The sequence below is a fragment of the Pseudomonas libanensis genome (assembly GCF_001439685.1).
Lineage (GTDB): Bacteria > Pseudomonadota > Gammaproteobacteria > Pseudomonadales > Pseudomonadaceae > Aquipseudomonas > Aquipseudomonas libanensis.
Genome location: NZ_JYLH01000001.1, coordinates 465,820 through 485,713, shown reverse-complemented (window position 1 = coordinate 485,713; position 19,894 = coordinate 465,820). Strand labels below are relative to the sequence as shown.

Annotated in this window: 13 protein-coding genes, 2 tRNA genes and 2 pseudogenes; 4 read left to right on the top strand and 13 right to left on the bottom strand. The window is 61.2% G+C overall.

Annotated features, from left to right (window positions below):
• Positions 1 to 102: 102 nt before the first annotated feature.
• Together rlmB and rnr are read right to left on the bottom strand one after the other, a co-directional pair.
• A complete protein-coding gene (rlmB, locus tag TU73_RS02065; protein WP_003188074.1) occupies positions 103 to 864 on the bottom strand; it encodes a 23S rRNA (guanosine(2251)-2'-O)-methyltransferase RlmB in 762 nt (253 codons plus the stop codon).
• Positions 861 to 3,494, bottom strand: a complete 2,634-nt coding sequence (gene rnr, locus TU73_RS02060; protein WP_057010742.1) for a ribonuclease R — start codon at positions 3,492 to 3,494, stop codon at positions 861 to 863. The genes rlmB and rnr overlap by 4 nt, the downstream gene beginning before the upstream one ends.
• Positions 3,495 to 3,719: 225 nt before the next feature.
• Between rnr and TU73_RS02055 the strand changes: the two genes are divergently transcribed.
• From TU73_RS02055 to TU73_RS02040, 4 genes are all read left to right on the top strand, one after another.
• Positions 3,720 to 3,806: transfer RNA gene (locus tag TU73_RS02055), tRNA-Leu, on the top strand.
• A gap of 154 nt (positions 3,807 to 3,960) precedes the next feature.
• A tRNA-Leu gene (locus tag TU73_RS02050) sits at positions 3,961 to 4,047 on the top strand.
• 143 nt (positions 4,048 to 4,190) lie between these two features.
• A complete protein-coding gene (locus TU73_RS02045) occupies positions 4,191 to 5,216 on the top strand; it encodes an iron ABC transporter substrate-binding protein (RefSeq protein WP_057010741.1) in 1,026 nt (341 codons plus the stop codon).
• Positions 5,216 to 6,769, top strand: a complete 1,554-nt coding sequence (locus TU73_RS02040; protein ID WP_057010740.1) for an ABC transporter permease — start codon at positions 5,216 to 5,218, stop codon at positions 6,767 to 6,769. Before TU73_RS02045 ends, TU73_RS02040 begins: the two co-directional genes overlap by 1 nt.
• A 108-nt stretch (positions 6,770 to 6,877) precedes the next feature.
• Here TU73_RS02040 and TU73_RS29560 read toward each other — a convergent pair.
• The 11 genes and pseudogenes from TU73_RS29560 to TU73_RS01990 all read right to left on the bottom strand — a co-directional run.
• A pseudogene (locus TU73_RS29560) lies at positions 6,878 to 7,393 on the bottom strand (methyl-accepting chemotaxis protein); the annotation flags it as partial.
• Between the two features lie 390 nt (positions 7,394 to 7,783).
• Positions 7,784 to 7,837: pseudogene (locus TU73_RS29555) on the bottom strand (hypothetical protein); the annotation flags it as partial.
• A gap of 1,114 nt (positions 7,838 to 8,951) precedes the next feature.
• On the bottom strand, positions 8,952 to 10,241 hold the full coding sequence (locus TU73_RS02030; protein ID WP_057010738.1) for an adenylosuccinate synthase: 1,290 nt from the start codon (positions 10,239 to 10,241) through the stop codon (positions 8,952 to 8,954).
• A 54-nt stretch (positions 10,242 to 10,295) separates the two neighbouring features.
• Positions 10,296 to 11,483, bottom strand: a complete 1,188-nt coding sequence (locus TU73_RS02025) for an ATP phosphoribosyltransferase regulatory subunit (protein WP_057010737.1) — start codon at positions 11,481 to 11,483, stop codon at positions 10,296 to 10,298.
• 293 nt (positions 11,484 to 11,776) lie between these two features.
• Positions 11,777 to 12,643: a protease modulator HflC gene (gene hflC / locus TU73_RS02020; RefSeq protein WP_010213607.1), complete on the bottom strand. Its 867-nt coding sequence runs from the start codon at positions 12,641 to 12,643 to the stop codon at positions 11,777 to 11,779.
• Positions 12,643 to 13,818 carry an FtsH protease activity modulator HflK gene (gene hflK, locus TU73_RS02015; RefSeq protein ID WP_043047874.1) on the bottom strand — a complete coding sequence of 392 codons (1,176 nt, stop codon included), beginning with the start codon at positions 13,816 to 13,818 and terminating at the stop codon, positions 12,643 to 12,645. Before hflK ends, hflC begins: the two co-directional genes overlap by 1 nt.
• Before the next feature lie 96 nt (positions 13,819 to 13,914).
• Positions 13,915 to 15,216: a ribosome rescue GTPase HflX gene (hflX, locus tag TU73_RS02010; RefSeq protein WP_043047876.1), complete on the bottom strand. Its 1,302-nt coding sequence runs from the start codon at positions 15,214 to 15,216 to the stop codon at positions 13,915 to 13,917.
• A gap of 12 nt (positions 15,217 to 15,228) precedes the next feature.
• The gene (hfq, locus tag TU73_RS02005; RefSeq protein ID WP_003188059.1) at positions 15,229 to 15,489 is read right to left on the bottom strand and encodes an RNA chaperone Hfq; all 261 of its coding nucleotides are present in this window, start codon (positions 15,487 to 15,489) and stop codon (positions 15,229 to 15,231) included.
• A gap of 94 nt (positions 15,490 to 15,583) precedes the next feature.
• Positions 15,584 to 16,555 carry a tRNA (adenosine(37)-N6)-dimethylallyltransferase MiaA gene (miaA, locus tag TU73_RS02000; RefSeq protein WP_057010736.1) on the bottom strand — a complete coding sequence of 324 codons (972 nt, stop codon included), beginning with the start codon at positions 16,553 to 16,555 and terminating at the stop codon, positions 15,584 to 15,586.
• Entirely contained in the window at positions 16,555 to 18,471 is a 1,917-nt protein-coding gene (gene mutL / locus TU73_RS01995) for a DNA mismatch repair endonuclease MutL (RefSeq protein WP_057010735.1), read from the bottom strand. The genes miaA and mutL overlap by 1 nt, the downstream gene beginning before the upstream one ends.
• Positions 18,471 to 19,892, bottom strand: coding sequence for an N-acetylmuramoyl-L-alanine amidase (locus TU73_RS01990; RefSeq protein ID WP_057010734.1), 1,422 nt, complete (start codon positions 19,890 to 19,892; stop codon positions 18,471 to 18,473). Before TU73_RS01990 ends, mutL begins: the two co-directional genes overlap by 1 nt.
• Positions 19,893 to 19,894 lie beyond the last annotated feature (2 nt).

Genomic DNA, 19,894 nt, shown 5'->3' with positions numbered 1-19,894 from the left:
TACAGAGTTGTGTAGATACCTATGCTGCGATGACCATGGCACCGGCAACATTTCTGCCGACTGACACTCCGTCATCGCGGGCAAGCCCGCTCCCACATTTGATCACTTCTTGGGCTTGGCCTTGGCTTTCGCACCACGCTGACGCTGGGCTTCAAACAGGCAAACACCCGTCGCAACCGAAACATTGAGGCTGCTGACGCTACCAGCCATCGGCAAATGCACCAGGTAATCGCAATGCTCACGGGTCAGGCGACGCATGCCTTTGCCCTCGGCGCCCATGATCAGGATGGTCGGGCCGGTGAGGTCCTGGTCATAAATACTGACCTCGGCCTCGCCTGCCGTACCCACGACCCACAGGCCGCGCTGCTGGAGTTTCTCCAGGGTGCGCGCGAGGTTGGTCACAGCCACCAGCGGAATCACTTCCGCCGCGCCGCAAGCCACCTTACGCACGACCGGCGTCAGGGTTGCCGACTTGTCTTTAGGCACGATCACCGCCAGCGCACCGGCAGCGTCTGCCGAACGCAGGCAGGCGCCGAGATTGTGCGGGTCGGTCACGCCGTCCAGCACCAGCAGCAGTGGCGCGCCTTCGGTACGGTCGAGCAGCTCGTCGAGCATCGCTTCGCCCCAGACCTGGCTTGGACTGACGTCCGCCACCACGCCCTGGTGTACACCTTCGACCCAGACGTCCATTTCACGACGCTCGGCCTGGCCGATGGCCACCTTGTTTTGCGTGGCCAGTTCGACCAGCGCCTGTACACGCGGCTCGCTGCGGCCTTCGGCCAACCACACCTGTTTGACGCGCTTGGGGTGGTGACGCAGCAGTGCTTCTACGGCGTGCACGCCGTAGATTTTTTCCAGACTCATGACTTGGCCTTAGGTTTGCGCGACCCGCCGCTCTTCGCGGGGGCCGAACCCGCTTTAGGCGGGCCTTTACGGTGTTTACTCGGCTTGCTCGACGGCTTTTCCGCCCCTTGGGACTTTCCCCCAGACGCCGCTTTACCACCGCTTTTGGCTTCGTTGAGCAACTGCTGCTTCAACTCGCGGCTCTTGCGCAATTCGGCGTTTTTCGCCGCGGCATCGCTTGGGCGGTAAGCTTCTGGAGCCTTTTCCTTGGCCGACGAACGACGACCGGCCTTGGCCGGTGCAGGCTCGGCGACTGCCGCTTTAGCAGGAGCCCCTTTGCCCTTGGCAGTCGGGGCCGCGGTTTCGCTGCCACGCTTTTTACGGCCAGTCGGCTCTGCGGGTTTGTCAGGCATGCCGAAGTCGATCTTGCGCTCGTCGAGATCGACGCGCATGACCTGCACTTCCACGGTATCGCCCAGGCGGAAGCTGCGTCCGGTGCGCTCGCCCGCCAGGCGGTGATGCACAGGGTCGAAGTGGTAGTAGTCACCCGGCAGGGCGGTGACGTGCACCAGGCCCTCGACGTAGATGTCGGTCAGCTCTACGAACAGGCCAAAACCGGTCACGGCGGTGATCACACCCGGGAACGTCTCGCCCACGCGATCCTTCATGAACTCGCACTTGAGCCAGTTCACTACGTCGCGGGTGGCTTCGTCGGCGCGGCGCTCACTCATGGAGCACTGCTCGCCCAGCTGTTCCAGGGCCGCCTCGTCGTACGGATAGATCCGTGCCTTCGGAATGGTCATGGCACCGGCGCGCTTGACGTGCGGGGTGTTCTGCTTGGAGTGGATCACGCTGCGGATCGCCCGGTGCGTGAGCAAATCCGGGTAGCGACGAATCGGCGAGGTGAAGTGGGTATACGCCTCGTAATTCAAGCCGAAGTGGCCCTGGTTATCGGCGCTGTATACCGCCTGACTCAGGGAACGCAGCATCACGGTCTGGATCACGTGGTAATCCGGCCGGTCCTTGATGCTCGCCAGCAGAGCCTGGTAATCCTTCGGCGTCGGGCCGTCCTTGCCTTTGTGCAGGGACAGGCCGAGTTCGCCGAGGAAGGCGCGAAGTTTTTCCAGGCGCTCCGGCGGCGGGCCGTCGTGCACACGGTACAACGCAGGAATTTCGTGCTTCTTGAGGAACTCGGCAGTGGCCACGTTGGCCGCCAGCATGCACTCCTCGATCAGCTTGTGCGCGTCGTTACGGGTGGTCGGGGTGATCGCCGCAATCTTGCGCTCGGAGCCGAAGACAATGCGGGTTTCCTGGGTTTCGAAATCGATCGCGCCACGGGTATGACGGGCACCCAGCAAGACCTTGTACAGCGCGTACAACTGCTTGAGGTGCGGCACCACGTCAGCGTATTCGCTGCGCAAGGCCTTGGCTTCGCTGGTCTTCGGCGTTTCCAGGATGGTGCTGACCTTGTTGTAGGTCAGGCGTGCCTGGGAGTGGATCACCGCTTCGTAGAACTGGTAGTCGGTCATCTCGCCGGTTTTCGAGATGGTCATCTCGCACACCATGGCCAAGCGGTCGACTTTCGGGTTCAGGGAGCACAGGCCGTTGGACAGCTGCTCAGGCAACATCGGAATCACGCGCTCAGGGAAGTACACGGAGTTGCCGCGCACCTGGGCTTCGTTATCCAGGGCCGAACCGATCTTCACGTAGCTGGAGACGTCGGCAATCGCGACGAACAGCTTCCAGCCGCCGGAGAACAGGCGCAGCTTGCCGGGCTTGGCTTCGCAATAGACCGCATCGTCGAAGTCGCGGGCATCTTCGCCGTCGATGGTGACGAACGGCAGGTGACGCAGGTCGATGCGTTTTTCTTTGTCTTTGTCTTCGACTTCCGGCTTGAGCTTGGCGGCTTCCTTGAGCACCGCATCAGGCCAGACGTGAGGAATATCGTAGGTGCGCAGCGCGACGTCGATTTCCATGCCCGGCGCCATGTAGTTGCCGACCACTTCAACGATGTCGCCCTGGGGCTGGAAGCGCGCAGTCGGCCAATGGGTGATCTTCACCTCGACGAACTGGCCGACCTTGGCGGCGCCATTGCGGCCTGGCGTGATCAGCACTTCCTGCTGGACCTTCGGGTTATCCGGCACCACAAAGCCGATGCCGCCTTCTTCGAAGTAACGGCCGACGATGGATTCGTGGGCACGAGACACCACTTCGACGATCACGCCTTCACGACGACCGCGACGGTCGAGGCCGGAAACGCGCGCCAGGGCACGGTCGCCGTCGAACACCAGGCGCATTTGCGCGGGGCTCATGAACAGGTCGTCGCTGCCGTCGTCCGGGATCAGGAAGCCAAAGCCGTCACGGTGGCCGGCAATGCGGCCAAGGATCAGGTCGAGCTTGTCTACCGGCGCATAGGTGCCGCGGCGGGTGTAGATCAGTTGCGCGTCGCGCTCCATGGCGCGCAGGCGGCGGCGCAGGGCTTCGAGCTGGTCTTCGGTGGTCAGACCGAATTCTTCGACCAACTGCTCGCGGCTAGCAGGCGAACCACGATCGGCGAGGTGCGCCAGGATCAGTTCGCGGCTAGGAATAGGGTTTTCATATTTTTCCGCTTCACGAGCGGCCTCGGGATCGAGGGACTGCCAATCGGCCATTAGAGAGTTTTCACCTTGTCTATATGTGGGTTAGTTTGGCATACGCGTATTGAAACGGGAAATTTCAGGTATCAACAAGCGTTTAAAAGCCTTTCGCGACCCCCGGCGCGCACCTTGCACGACCACTGGCGAAATTTTCCAGGCTTTTTTCATGGCAGGGGTTTACAGCGCAAATATCGCTCCGTATAGTGCGCGCCATCGACGACGGCAACGTTGTTAGATAATGCCCAGGTGGTGAAATTGGTAGACACGCCAGCTTCAGGTGCTGGTGATCGCAAGGTCGTGGAAGTTCGAGTCTTCTCCTGGGCACCAAATTCAGATCAAACCCGCGAAAGCGGGTTTTTTCGTTTCAGACCTTTGATTTTTAACGAAAAAATTGATTTATATTTTTCAAATCAGGGGTTTACAGATTAAAAAGCCCGCCGTATAGTTCGCCCCATCGACAGCGGCAACGTTGTTCGATAATGCCCAGGTGGTGAAATTGGTAGACACGCCAGCTTCAGGTGCTGGTGATCGCAAGGTCGTGGAAGTTCGAGTCTTCTCCTGGGCACCAAATTCAGATCAAACCCGCGAAAGCGGGTTTTTTCGTTTCTGACGCCAGAAAAACTCCCCAGTGATTTCCCCCTCATCCGCACTTGAGAAGTTTTATCGTTTATCCTTGCAATGATTTGTTGCATATAGCGAGGAACACTTCGGATGATGATCCGCGATAACCGACTCAAGACATCCCTTCTGCGTGGCCTGGGCCTCACCCTGCTCGGCCTGACCCTGCTCTCGCCCGCCGCCTACTCCGCCGACAAGATCGCCCTGACCTTGTACAACGGCCAACACAAGGAAGTCGGCGATGAACTCGCCAAAGCCTTCGAAGCCAAGACTGGCATTCACGTTAACGTGCGTAAAGGCAGCAGCAATCAGTTGGCCAGCCAGGTCGTCGAAGAAGGTGACCGCTCCCCTGCCGACGTGATCTATACCGAAGAATCGCCGCCGCTGAACAAGCTCGGCGAGCAAGGCTTGCTGGCGAAGATCGATGCCAGCACCCTGGATGTACTGCCCAAGGATTACGTCGGCCGTAACGGCGATTGGATGGGCGTGACCGCCCGCACCCGCGTCGTGGCTTTCAACCCAAAACTGATCGCTGAAAAAGACCTGCCCAAGTCCGTATTGGACTTCGCCGGCCCCGAATGGCAAGGCAAGGTCGGCTTCGTACCCACCAGCGGCGCGTTCCAGGAACAAGCGGTGGCGATCATCAAGCTGCACGGCCGAGAAGCCGCGGAAGAATGGCTGACCGGCCTGCGCGCCTTCGGCAAGGTGTACAGCAACAATATGGTCGCCCTCAAGGCCGTGGAAAACGGCGAAGTGGCCACCGTGCTGGTGAACAATTACTACTGGTTCGCTCTGAAAAAGGAAAAAACCAACCTGGACTCCCAACTGCACTATTTCACTGATGGCGATGCTGGCGGCCTGATCACCGTGTCCTCCGCTGCCGCACTCAAATCCAGCAAGCATCCCAAAGAAGCTCAGCAATTGTTGGCATTCATGGCCAGCGAAGAAGGCCAGCGCGTGATCACCAACACGTCGGCGGAGTACCCGCTGCGCAAGGGCATGGAATCGAACCGCGGCCTCAAGCCATTTAGCGAACTGCAGCCACCAAAGGTCACCCCCGCAGACCTGGGCAACGCCGAAGAAGCCCTGGAACTGGAACGTGACGTTGGCCTGAACTGATGAACCCATCGCTTTCCGTCGCGGGGTTCACCCCCCGTCGCAAACGCCCGTCGATCTGGCTGCTGCTGCCCGTGCTGTTGCTGGTTGGCCTGAGCCTGTTGCCGCTCGTCTATGTCGGGCTCAAGGCCTGGCAGGCGGGCTGGACGGAGGCGGTGCATCTACTGTGGCGACCTTATGTGTTCGGGCTGCTGCGCAACACGCTGGCATTGATGGTCGGCGTGACCCTGACCTGCGGCGTAATCGGCCTGTCCCTGGCCTGGCTGCTGGAACGCAGCAACCTGCCAGGACGGCGCATCTGGGGCGTGATCCTGTGCCTGCCGTTTGCCGTGCCGGCGTTTGTCAGCAGCTTTACCTGGGTGTCGCTGAGCGCCAACTTCGAAGGGCTCGGCGGCGCGATCCTGGTGATGAGCCTGTCCAAGTACCCGCTGGTATTCCTGCCGGTGGCGGCGACGTTGCGCAACCTTGACCCGTCCCTGGAAGAATCCGCCCGCACCCTGGGGCTGAACCGCTGGGGCGTGTTCCTGCGCATTACCTTGCCGCTGCTGTGGCCGTCGCTGCTGGCCGGGGCGCTGCTGATCGCCCTGCACATGCTGGTGGAGTTCGGCGCGTTGTCGATCATTGGCCTGCAGACCTTTACCACGGCGATCTACCAGCAATTCGAACTGGAATTCAGCAATGCCAATGCCGCGATGCTCTCGGCGGTGCTGCTGGTGATGTGCCTGACCTTGCTGTGGCTGGAGCTGCGCGTGCGCGGCAAAGGCCGGCACGTGCGCATAGGCCAGGGTGCGGCGCGACATGCCGGACAGGTCCCGCTGGGCAAATGGACGCCTTTGGGCCAGGTGTATTGCCTTGGGCTGGCGATCATTGGCAGCGGTATCCCCCTGGGGATGCTCGGTTACTGGCTGGCCGTAGGCTCATCTGCAGCGTTTCCGATGGCAGAGATAGGTGAGGCGCTGCTGTCCTCCCTGGCACTGTCCCTGGGCGGCGCAGCATTGTGCCTGGTGCTGGCGGTGCCAGTGGGACTGCTGGTGGTGCGCTACAAAGGTCAGCTGGCGATCTGGGCCGAGCGCCTGCCTTATCTACTGCATGCCCTGCCCGGCCTGGTGATTGCGCTGACGCTGGTGTATTTCGCCCTGCACTACGTGCCGAGCCTGTACCAGACCTCGGCGTTGCTGTTGATCGCGTATGCGCTGCTGTTCTTGCCCTTGGCCCAGGCGCCGATTCGCACGGCGCTGAACAAGGCCGCACCGCAATTGGAAGAGGCGGCACGCACGTTGGGTGCATCGTCGTTCAGTGCGTTTTGTCGGGTGACGCTGCCGATTATCTTCCCGGCGTTGGGGGCGGCATTTGCACTGGTGTTCCTGGATGCGATGAAGGAGTTGACCGCGACTTTGCTGCTCAGTCCGACCGGGCTGAATACCTTGGCGACTGCCGTTTGGGCACATACCTCGAATGTGGAGTTTGCGGCGGCGGCGCCTTATGCAGCGTTGTTGATATTGGTGTCGGGGTTGCCGGTGTATCTGCTCACGACTCGGATGTATCTGAGTCGCTGAAACCGCTATCGCAGGCAAGCCAGCTCCCACACTCAACTGCATTCCAAAGTTGGAACTCGGTCAACTGTGGGAGCTGGCTTGCCTGCGATGAGGCCCGTCCAGACAACCTCAAGCCCTGAACTGCCCCAGGCTCGCCTTCAACTGCGCCGCCAACCCATCCAGCACCTTCCCACTGGCCGTCGTCTCCACCACCGCTTGCGCCGCACGCTCGGCCTGGGCATGGATCACCTCGACGCGCCCACGTACTGCATGCGCGCCTTGGGCCTGATGCTCGGCCGCTCGTGTCGCCAGGCCAATCGCCGCATGCACCTGCTCCACAGAAGCTTGCACCGTCTGCTGCAGGCGCACGCTGTCGCGCAGCACCAGCAAACCTTCATTGGCCTGGCGCCCAGCCTTGCCGATGGTTTCCACCGCCTCACGCGCGCCCTGCTGCAAAGCGACGATATGCGCCTGGATATCACCAGTGGAGCTTTGGGTCTTGCTGGCCAGCGCCCGCACTTCGTCCGCCACCACCGCAAAACCGCGACCGGTCTCGCCGGCCCGTGCTGCTTCAATGGCCGCGTTAAGGGCCAGCAGGTTAGTTTGCTCGGCGATACCGTGGATCACGGTCAGCACGACTTCGATCTGCTCGCTTTGCTGGGCCAGGCGCTCGATGACCTGGGAACCGGCCTGGACCTGTCCTGCCAACGCCTCGATCAAGTTGCCGACTTCGGCCGAAGTGCGCGAGTTTTCATCCGTGGCCTGGCGAATATCCACCACCTGTTGCAACGCCGCCTGCATCGCATGGCTTTCGGCCTGGGCCTCGTCGGCCATTTGCGAGAGCGCGCGCAAACTCTCCGCCACTTCATCACGCTGCAAGCCAGCGGCAGCATCGGCGCCGGCATTGCGCAACGTCATTGCACCGATTTCAACACCGGTGCGCTGGGCCACATCGCCTGCTTCGCGCACGATGGGTTGCAACTTATCCACAAAGCGATTGACCGCCGAGGCCATGTCACCGATTTCGTCCTTGCTGTTGATCTGCACGCGCTTGGTGAGATCGCCCTCGCCTGCCGCCAGGTCATCCATCGCCGCGATCAGCAGCTTCAAGCGGTTGACCACGCGCCGACCGAGTACGATGGCGATCAGCAGCAATACGCCAAGCCCCACCAAGGCCAGGCCCATGCCGATGCGCCAGCGCAGGGTGCCCGCAGCTTCCTGCACGGCACTGGCGGTATTGGCGGTCATCTGGGTGGCAGTGGCTTGTGCCGATTGCAGCCTGGCGCCCATGGCGGCGGCACTATCAGCCGCAGCACCCTTGAGGCTGTCGCCTACCAATTGATCCCCACTGGCGATCAGCGCGGCAAAGCGCTTATCCAATGCCTGTAGATCAGCCTCGACCGCAGCGGTCGACACCCCCATGCGCACCTTGCCGATTTCCACGCCGTTGGGGCTGATGGACGCTTCGACGTAATACACAGAAGGATCTGTCTTCGCCGCATCCAGGACTTTATCCAGGGCACGCTCACCTGCGCCCTTTGCCAGCAGGGCCTGGTTGATCGGGTTTTCACGGTTCAGATAACGGGTCAGGTGCTCCCCCGCCGCATCGTCGTAAACCACAAACAATACATTGGGATTGCGCTGGGCACGCCGGGCGAACTCCGACAGCGTCGGCACATCACTGTCCCACATGGCGCGGGGAGCCACGGAAGCCAACAATTGCGCCATATCATTGGCAGAGTCCTGCAGGTCTTTTTCCAGGGTCGCACGCAGCTGCTTCTGTTCTTCCTGCAAGCGCGTAGAAAGCCCGGCCGTCAGACGCTGGCGGGTGCTGGTAGACAGGCTGTCCAGGCTGGAGGTGACTTCCTTGCCCGCCTGGGCCAATTCGCCAGACAGCTTCTGGCTGTCGATACCCAGGCGATTGCTCAAATCGGCCTCCAGTGCAGTGACCGTGCTCCGCGTCAGAGCGACGGCCACCAGCACTTGCACCAAAAGAGCGATACCAAGGGTAACGAAGACCGGCCGCAACAGCCGGCTTTGTAACAATGAGAGAACGGCAGACATCGGGAATCCCTCCACCACGGGTGCCATTAAATTGATAGCACCGCGAAAGAGAGAAACACAGCAAGGGTCGTGCCGCCTGGCCTGCAGTTACGACAAAGGGCTCCCGAAGGAGCCCTTTGCTTTTTACATCAACAGCTTATTAAGCGAACGGGTGACGCAGCACGATGGTCTCGTTGCGGTCCGGCCCCGTCGAAATAATGTCGATCGGTGCGCCGATCAACGCTTCAATACGCTTGATGTAGGCACGGGCGTTGGCTGGCAGCTCTTCCAGGGTCTTGGCACCCACGGTCGATTCGGTCCAGCCCGGCACTTCTTCGTACACTGGCTGCAGACCTACGTAGCTGTCGGCGTCGGTCGGAGCGACGTCGTTGCCTTCTGCATCTTTGTAGCCGATGCAGATGTTGATGGTTTCCAGACCGTCGAGGACGTCCAGCTTGGTCAGGCAGATGCCCGAGATGCTGTTCACATCGATAGCGCGACGCAGGATAACGGCGTCGAACCAGCCGCAACGACGAGCACGGCCGGTAGTGGCGCCGAATTCGTGGCCTTGCTTGGCCAAGTGCGCACCGACGTCGTCGAACAGCTCAGTCGGGAATGGACCCGAACCGACACGGGTGGTGTAGGCCTTGGTGATGCCCAGGATGTAGTCCAGGAACATCGGGCCAACGCCTGAACCTGTGGCAACGCCGCCAGCGGTGGTGTTGGAGCTGGTCACGTACGGGTAGGTACCGTGGTCGATGTCCAGCAACGAACCCTGGGCGCCTTCGAACATGATGTCCTTGCCGGCGCGACGCAGGTCGTGCAGCTCGGCCGTCACGTCCAGCATCAGCGGCTTGAGCAGCTCAGCGTATTCCTTGCACTCGGCCAGGGTCTTTTCGAACTCGATGGCCGGCTCTTTGTAGTAACCCACCAGCATGAAGTTGTGGTAATCCACCAGTTCACGCAGTTTGTCTTCAAAGCGCGGCATGTTGAGCAGGTCGCCCACACGCAGGCCACGACGGGCAACCTTGTCTTCGTAGGCCGGGCCGATACCGCGACCGGTAGTACCGATCTTCAGCTCGCCACGCGCCTTTTCACGGGCCTGGTCCAGCGCAACGTGGAAGGACAGGATCAGCGGGCAGGACGGGCTGATACGCAGGCGCTCACGCACCGGTACACCCTTCTCTTCCAGCTTGATGATCTCGCGCAACAGGGCGTCAGGTGCAACCACCACGCCGTTGCCGATCAAGCACTGCACGCCTTCGCGCAGTACGCCCGACGGGATCAGGTGCAAGACGGTTTTTTCGCCATCGATGACCAGGGTGTGGCCAGCGTTGTGGCCACCTTGGTAGCGCACTACGGCGGCAGCATGTTCGGTCAGCAGATCAACGATCTTGCCTTTGCCCTCATCACCCCATTGGGTGCCCAGGACTACGACATTCTTACCCATAACACTTGTCCTCATTCGCGCAAACTTGGTGCCGGCGGTGGCCGGCAGGAAAACTCAAGAAGCCAGTGGCGATACTTGCCAAAGCCCGTTCTGCTGAATCAATTGCCGGTCGCAGTCCGCTTCACGGGCGGCGGCCAATGGCTGCCCAGGCAAGGCCTGGACTACACGCTGACCCTCACTGCGTAACTGGCAAACCTGCTGCCAGAGCGCTGCGTCCGTACTGTCGGGCATCCAGATGCCACCAGACGGCAGCTCGACCTCAGCACGCCCCAGGGTCACCAGGGTTTTCAAATCGGTGGAAAAACCAGTGGCCGGACGCGCACGACCGAAGTCAGCGCCGATATCGTCATAACGACCACCCTGGGCGATGGCTTGGCCAACACCCGGGACAAATACCGCGAACACCACACCGGTGTGGTAGTGGTAGCCGCGCAATTCACCCAGATCAAAATACAGCGGCAGCTCCGGGAACCGTGCCGACAAGCGCTCGGCAATCGCCAGCACATCATCCAGTGCCGCCAATACCGGTGCCGGCGCATTGGCCAGGCGCTCACGCGCAGCCACCAGCACTTCACGGCCACCGCACAGGTCCACCAGCGCCCGCAGCATGTCGGCCAATTCAGCCGGTACACCCTCGGTCAGCGCAATCACTTCATCGATGGCCTTGCGTTGCAGGGCATCGAACAGTTGCTGCTCTACTTCGCCGGACAAGCCGGCCGCACGGGCCAGGCCGCGATAGATACCGACGTGCCCTAGGTCCATGTGGACATCCGGCACATCCGCCAGTTGCAGCATGGCCAGCATCAGGCTGATCACTTCAACATCGCTGCTCGGGCTGGCATCGCCGTACAACTCGGCGCCCAACTGGATCGGGCTACGGGAAGACGACAAGGCACGCGGCTGGGCATGTAGCACGCTGCCTGCGTAGCACAGGCGGCTTGGACCTTCGCGGCGCAGAGTGTGTGCATCGATGCGCGCCACTTGCGGCGTGATGTCGGCACGGAACCCCATCTGCCGGCCCGATTGCGGGTCGATGACCTTGAAGGTGCGCAGATCCAGGTCCTGGCCCGCGCCGGTCAGCAGGGATTCCAGGTACTCGATATGGGGAGTCACGACAAACTCGTAACCCCAGCTCTGGAACAGATCCAACACCTGGCGACGCGCTATTTCAATGCGCGCAGCTTCTGGTGGCAGTACTTCTTCGATGCCATCTGGCAGCAGCCAGCGGTCTACCGTTGCCATTACGCCATTCCCCTATGATCCGGGCGGCCAGCCTTCGGCCGAGCCTTGAGTGAAGCAGAAAATACCCGCCCCCTGCATAAACCACGCGCAAGAGCGACGTGACGAATGGCCTGTAACCGGCCTCGTCGGGCACTTTCCTCGAAAAACCTGTCACGCCTGCCGAATCAAACATGCAGACGCAAAAAAGCCGGGAATTTCCCGGCTGCCGCATCATACACCCGTTTTCTGAAAGGAGCACCCCGCCAGGCATTTTAGCCGCCCGACGGAGTGCGTCCTACAGAATTACAGGCTGGTTACTTGGACTTTTCCAGGTAGCGGAAGAAGTCGCTGCTTGGGTCCAGCACCATGACGTCGGTTTTGTTCGCGAAGCTTTCACGATAGGCGCGCAGGCTACGGTAGAACGCGTAGAACTCCTGGTCCTGGCCGTAGGCCTTGGCGTAGATCGCCGCGGCTTGGGCATCACCATCACCACGGGCCTCTTCAGACTCGCGATAGGCTTCTGCCAGCAGGACACGGCGCTGACGGTCGGCATCCGCACGGATACCCTCTGCCAGCTCGTTACCCTTGGCGCGGTGCTCACGGGCCTCGCGCTCACGCTCGGTGCTCATGCGCTCGAACACGCTGCGGTTGACTTCCTTGGGCAGGTCGATCGCCTTGACCCGGACATCGACCACTTCGATACCCAGCTCTTTTTCCGCCATGGTGTTCAGCGAACGCGTGATGTCAGCCATCAGCGCATCCCGCTCACCGGAGACCACCTCGTGCAGGGTGCGTTTACCAAACTGGTCACGCAGGCCCGATTCCAGACGACGCGAAAGACGCTCGTCAGCAATCTGCTTGAGGCCGGAGGTCGCGGTGTAGAAGCGCTCGGCATCCTTGACGCGCCACTTGGCGTAGGCGTCGACCATCACGGCTTTCTTTTCCAGGGTCAGGAAGCGCTGTGTCGGTGCATCCAGGGTCATCAGGCGGGCGTCAAACTTGCGCACCTGGTTGACGTAGGGGACTTTCACATGCAGGCCCGGCTGGACATCCGCCTGGACCACGCGACCGAATTGCAGCAGCACCGCACGCTCGGTCTGAGCCACGATGTAGAAGCAGTTCCAGGCAGCGATGACCACGACGACGCCCACAATCAGGGCGGTCAGCGATTTATTGCTCATCAACGACTCTCCCTGGTACGTGTTTGCTGTTGCAGCAAGTCAGCGGCCGCACGGGCGCTCGCTTCGTTGGCAGCGGCATTGGAACCGGTAGACGGTGCGCTGGTGCCACTACGACCACCTTCGATCATCTTGTCCAGCGGCAAGTACAGCAGGTTGTTCTGCCCCCCCTTGCTGCCAGTCACGAGAACCTTGCTGGTGTTGCTGAAGACTTCCTGCATGGTGTCCAGGTACAGACGCTCGCGGGTGACTTCCGGCGCCTTGCGGTACTCGGCCACCAGCTTGGTAAAGCGATCTGCCTCACCCTTGGCGCGGGACACTACTTCATCGCGGTAGCCGTTGGCGTCCTCGATGATGCGCTGGGCCTGACCACGGGCTTCCGGCACGACGCCGTTGGCGTAGGTTTCAGCCTGGTTGCGCGAACGCTGCTCGTCTTCACGGGCGCGGATCACGTCATCAAAGGCTTCCTGCACTTCACGCGGTGCCGCTGCGCTCTGTACGTTTACCTGGGTGACGGTGATACCGGTGCGATAGGTATCGAGGAAGCGTTGCAGCCGCTCCTTGATTTCACTGGCCATCAATTCACGACCTTCGGTGAGCACCTGGTCCATGGCGGTGGAACCCACCACGTGGCGCAGGGCACTTTCGGTTGCGTGTTGCAGGCTGATTTCCGGCTGGTCGACGTTCAGCACGAAGTCCTGCAGGTTGCTGATCTTGTACTGCACGGTCAGCGGCACTTCGACGATGTTCTCGTCTTCGGTCAGCATCTGGCCCTGCTTGGTGTACGCCCGCTCACGCGTGACGTTCTCCATGTACTTCTTGTCGATCGGTGGGAAATAGATATTCAGGCCCGGGCCGACGGTCTCGTAGTACTTGCCGAAACGCAGCACCACGGCCTGCTCCTGCTCGTCCACAACGTATACCGCACTGTAGAGCCACACGGCCGCCAGCACGACAAGACCCAGGCCCAACAGGCCATAGCCACCGCCCTTGCTTGTGCGACCGCCGTCGTCACCACCACGTTTTTTTCCACCACCGAACAACCCATTCAGGCTTTCCTGCAGCTTTCGGAAGGCCTCGTCGAGATCCGGTGGCCCCTTGCGGTCGCCATTATTGCGGCGCTTACCACCCCAAGGATCCTGATTATTCGAGTTGCCACCCGGCTCATTCCAAGCCATAGCGCTCTCCATCTGATAAAGCAAAGACGCACCCACGGCGCGCCGACCAATGCTACAGAATGCCTGCTACCGCGGCACAACCGCTTTAGGAGGCTTTTATTGCAAAGTGTGTTGTTCGATGAACTCTGCCGGTACAACACCCTCTCGACTGACCAGCCGATTGAGTTCCGAGCGCGGCAATCGAACGGCCAGCAAGCTGACACCTTCTTCGTCGTGTTCTTCTTTCTGTACCGCGCCCAACTCGAAAAACTGTGCACGCAGTCGAGCAAAACGCTGAGGCAAGCGCAAGGTACCGACGAACAAATCGCTGCCAAGCAATTCGGCAATGGCTTGTTCAAGCAGCTCCAGGCCACTGCCATCACGCGCCGACAACCAGACCCGCTGGGGCTTGCCGTTTTCGTCGCGCTGGATCTGTGGCTCAACGCCTTCAAGCAAATCGAGTTTGTTATAGACCTCGAGAATCGGCAAGTCCTGGGCACCAATCTCGCCCAGCACCACCATGACCTGTTCAATTTGCAGCATGCGATCCGGTTCGGCCGCATCGATCACGTGCAAGAGCAGGTCGGAATTGCTCGACTCTTCAAGCGTAGACCGAAAGGCCTCGACCAGCTTGTGGGGCAAGTGACGGATGAAGCCCACTGTATCGGCCAGGACAATCGGCCCCAGGTCGTCGATATCCAGGCGGCGCAGGGTCGGGTCGAGGGTTGCGAACAGTTGGTCGGCCGCATACACGTCCGATTTCGTCACGTTGTTGAACAGCGTGGATTTGCCGGCGTTGGTATAGCCCACCAGGGAAACGGTCGGGATATCCGCGCGGGTACGGCCACGTCGCGATTGCTCGCGCTGGCTGCGCACTTTCTCCAGGCGGCCCTTGATCTGGCGCAGGCGAACGCGCAGCAGACGCCGGTCGGTTTCCAGCTGGGTTTCACCGGGGCCACGCATACCGATACCGCCACCCTGGCGCTCAAGGTGAGTCCAGCCGCGAACCAAGCGGGTGCTCATGTGGTCAAGCTGGGCCAGTTCGACCTGGAGCTTGCCTTCATGGGTACGGGCGCGCTGGGCAAAAATATCGAGGATCAGGCCGGTACGGTCAATCACGCGACACTCGAAGACACGTTCGAGGTTACGCTCCTGACTGGGCGTGAGAATGTGATTGAAGATCACCAGATCGGCTTCTTCGGCATGAACCAGGTCGCGCAATTCCTCGACCTTGCCGCTGCCAATCAGGTATTTGGCGGTTGGCCGATGACGCGGCACGTTAAAAAACGCAACGGTCTCGGCGCCGGCCGAATTTGCCAACTCCTGAAACTCCTGCGGATCTTCGCGCGCCTCAGGGTCCTGTCCATCCAAGTGAACGAGGATTACTCGCTCACCACCACCGTGGCGCTCAAAGAACAAAGGAGACTCCTATCAGGCGTTACCTGGCTCAGCGTCACCCTGTTCGTCACCTGCTGCGCTAGGCAGACGGATTGGACGAACTGGAACGACTGTCGAGATAGCGTGCTTGTAGACCATCTGGCTGACGGTGTTTTTCAGCAGGATCACGAACTGGTCGAACGACTCGATCGTACCTTGCAGCTTGATACCGTTGACCAGATAGATGGAAACCCCCACTTTCTCTTTACGTAAAGTATTCAAGTAAGGGTCTTGTAGCGAATGCCCTTTTGACATGTGCCGCACTCCTTTAAGGATCAATAATAAAAAATCGGAAAATAGATAGCTTATGGCCGCCACACCCCCAAGGATAGACGGCAATTGCAAGGACTCAGCTCAATATGGAGACCGTTCCCAAGTATTTCAAGGCGCGTGACAGATTGTCGCTGTCCAGGCTGTCCAACCAGTGCAATTCGCTCCAGCTGCGCAGCCAGGTGAACTGGCGCTTCGCCAATTGGCGCGTGGCAATGATGCCGCGCTCCTGCATTTCGGCTGACGTCAGCTTGCCATCCAGATGATCCCAGACTTGGCGGTAGCCTACAGCGCGTATCGAAGGCAACCCGGGATGCAAGTCACCTCTTGAACGCAGTGCTACGACCTCCTCCACAAACCCCTGTTCCAACATAATTGTGAATCTTTGTGCAATTCGTTCATGCAGCACCTGGCGATTTGCCGGAGCGATGGCCAGGTTCGCCACAGTATAGGGCAATTGTGACTGACCAGATGCGCCTGCGTCAGCACTTTGCGCACTTTGTTTGAGCCGGTGTTCAGTCATGGTCTGGCCACTCACGCGCCAGACTTCCAAGGCGCGGGTAAGACGCTGGGGGTCATTGGGGTGAATGCGCGCCGCCGACACCGGATCCACCGCAGACAATTGATCGTGCAGGGCTTGCCAGCCAAGGCGTGCAGCCTGTTCTTCGAGTTCGGCGCGCACTTGGGCATCGGCGGGCGGCATATCGGCCAAACCTTCCTGCAAAGCCTTGTAGTAAAGCATCGTACCCCCCACCAGCAGCGGAATATTGCCCCGCGCGGTGATCTCGGCCATGGCCGCCAAGGCATCGGTGCGAAAATCCGCTGCCGAATAGCTCTCGGCCGGGTCGATGATGTCGATCAAACGGTGCGGATACTGGGCCAACAACGCTTTCGACGGCTTGGCGGTACCAATGTCCATGCCCCGGTAAACCAGGGCAGAGTCAACGCTGATCAGCTCGCATGGCAACACCTTGGTCAGCTCGATGGCCAGGTCGGTCTTGCCGGCGGCCGTGGGGCCCATCAGGAAGATCGCGGGGGGCAAGGCACTCATCAACGGCCGCGCAGGAAGAGTTTGTCCAGATCTTCCAGACCCATCTGGGTCCAGGTCGGCCGGCCATGGTTGCATTGGCCGCTGCGCTCGGTGTTTTCCATGTCACGCAGCAGGCCGTTCATTTCCGGCAGGGCCAGGCGACGATTGGCGCGGATGGCGCCGTGGCAGGCCATGGTGCCGAGCAGCTCATTGATATGCGCCTGGATACGGTCACTGGTGCCGTACTCCATCAGGTCTGCCAGCACGTCTGCCACCAGGCGGTTGGCCTCGGCCTGCTTGAGCAGCGCGGGAATCTGACGGATCGCCAGGGTTTCCGGGCCCAAGCGCTGCAATTCAAAGCCAAGCTTCTGGAACACACTGTGATGTTCTTCGGCACAATCGGCCTCGCGCTGGCTCACCGCCAGGGATTCCGGCACCAGCAGCGGCTGGCCGCTGAGGCCTTCGCTGGCCATGGCAATCTTCAGGCGCTCGTACATGATTCGTTCGTGGGCGGCGTGCATATCCACCAGCACCAGGCCATGAGCGTTTTCAGCGAGGATATAGATGCCCTTGAGCTGCGCCAGGGCGTAACCCAATGGCGGGATATCACCGCCGCCTTCCGGCAATGAAGGAGCAATACCCGGCTCGGCACCCGGCAGCGGCGCAAAAAACTCACGGTACGCCGCCTGGGCCTCGGCCACCGGCACCGTCGATTGCGGGCGCGGCGTGTATTGATACTGATAGCCCGCACCGGCACCCGAGTTCGGCGCCGTGTAGGTCGGTTGCGACTGCGGCGATTGCAGCAGGTTGGCCGCCAGGCTCATTTCACCCTGGGGGCCAAACTCACCGGCTTGCGGGCCAGTTGGCCGTACCACGGCCGTGACAATCGGCGCTGACAATTGGTCATCCGGACGCACATCGCCCAAGGCGCGGTGCAACGTGCCATACAGGAAGTCATGCACCATACGCCCATCACGGAAGCGCACTTCGTGCTTGGTCGGGTGCACGTTGACGTCGACCACCGACGGGTCGACCTCAAAGAACAGCACAAACGTCGGGTGCCGCCCGTTGAACAGCACGTCGCGGTAGGCCTGGCGCACCGCGTGGGCCACCAGCTTGTCGCGTACCGCACGGCCGTTCACAAAGAAATACTGCAAGTCGGCCTGGCTACGGGAAAACGTCGGCAACCCGACCCAGCCCCACAGCCTCAGGCCATTGCGTTCGATCTCAATCGGCAGTGCCTGCTCCAGGAACCCGCTACCGCACACTGCCGCCACCCGGCGAGCGCGTGCGGCGTCGTCGTGGGCTTCATGCAGGCTGAGGATGGTCTTGCCGTTGTGGCGCAGATGGAACGCCACATCGAAGCGCGCCAGGGCCAGACGCTTGATGACCTCTTGCAGGTGATCGAATTCGGTTTTCTCGGCTTTGAGGAATTTGCGCCGTGCCGGGGTATTGAAGAATAGGTCGCGTACTTCCACCGAAGTGCCCACCGGGTGCGCAGCCGGCTGGACCCGAGGCGCCATGTCGCGACCTTCGGTTTCCACTTGCCAGGCTTGCTCGGCACTGCGGGTGCGGGAGGTCAAGGTCAGGCGGGCCACGGAGCTGATAGAGGCCAGGGCCTCACCACGAAAGCCCAGGCTCATGACTCGCTCCAGGTCTTCCAGGTCGCGGATCTTGCTGGTGGCGTGACGGGCCAGGGCCAGCGGCAGGTCATCGGCGGAGATGCCGCTGCCGTCATCACGCACCCGCAGCAGCTTGACGCCGCCCTGCTCCACGTCGACATCGATGCGCTTGGCGCCGGAGTCGATGCTGTTTTCCAGCAACTCCTTGATCACCGAAGCCGGGCGTTCAACCACCTCACCTGCGGCAATCTGGTTCGCCAGGCGCGGGCTGAGTAATTCGATGCGCGAGCCGCTATTCAAAATGGACTCGCTCATTATTGCGCCGCCAATTCAGTGCCGGGAATGGTCAAGACCTGGCCGATCTTCAGCTCATCGGTTTTCAGGTTATTGGCGCTGCGCAAGGCCGCAGGCGTGACTTGGAAACGTACTGCCAGCATGGCAACGGTGTCACCGGGCTGCACGCGATGGTCCCGCGGGCCCTGGGCGATCTTGCCGGAGTCGCGCAGCCAGGCGATATAGGTGCCCGGCGGCGGGTTCTGCTGGAAGAACTGGCGCACGCCAGCGCTGATCGAGCGTGCCAACGCCTGCTGATGGCTGGCGCTGGCCAGCTTCGAGGCTTCGTTGGCATTGGAGATAAACCCGGTTTCCACCAGGATCGACGGGATATCCGGCGACTTCAACACCATGAACCCGGCCTGCTCCACGCGCTGTTTGTGCAGCGAGGTGACGCGACCGATGTTGCTCAGGACTTTCTGGCCGACGTTCAGGCTTGAGGTCAGCGAGGCGGTCATCGACAGGTCGAGCAGCACGCCGGCGAGCATCTTGTCCTTATCGTCGAGGGACACGTTGCCGGCCCCGCCGATCAAGTCGGAACGGTTTTCACTGTCGGCCAGCCAGCGAGCGGTCTCGGAGGTGGCGCCGCGATCCGACAGGGCAAACACCGAAGCACCAAAGGCAGCGGTGGACGGGGCGGCGTCGGCGTGGATCGACACGAACAGGTCAGCACCCTTCTTACGGGCGATTTCGGTACGGCCACGCAACGGAATGAAGTAGTCACCGGTACGGGTCAGCTCGGCGCGGTAGCCCTTCATGCCGTTGATCTGGCGCTGCAGCTCGCGGGCGATCGCCAGTACCACGTCTTTCTCATGCTGGCCGCGGGAGCCGGAAGCACCTGGGTCTTCGCCACCGTGGCCGGCGTCGATCACCACGATGATGTCGCGCTTGCCTGCCGGTGCGGGTGGCGGCGGCGGCAACTTGACCTGGGGTTGCGAGGGGTTGACCGGCACCGCCGGTACCGTCGCCACGCTCGGCGTCGGTGCAGGCGGCGGAGCGGCGTCGGCAGGGTTGTCGAACAGGTCGACCACCAGGCGGTTGCCGTATTGGGCGTTGGGTGCCAGGGAGAAACTTTTGGGGGTCACGGCCTTTTTCAGGTCGATGACCACGCGCAGGTCGGTCGGCGTACGCTGGGCCGAGCGCATGGCGGTAATTGGCGTGTTGGCGGTAGAAACCTTCAAGGGCGCGGCCAGGCTGGCACCGTTGATGTCGATCACCAGGCGATCAGGCGCCGTCAGGGTAAAGACGCTGTGCTGGACCGGTCCAGACAGGTCGAACACCAGTCGCGTGTTATCCGGCGCCCGCCACAGGCGAACGCTCTTTACCTGTGAAGCAGCCAGAGCATTGACAGTCATTGCCGCAAGCAACACCCCCACGACAGCAACCAACGCGCGAAAGCGCATAC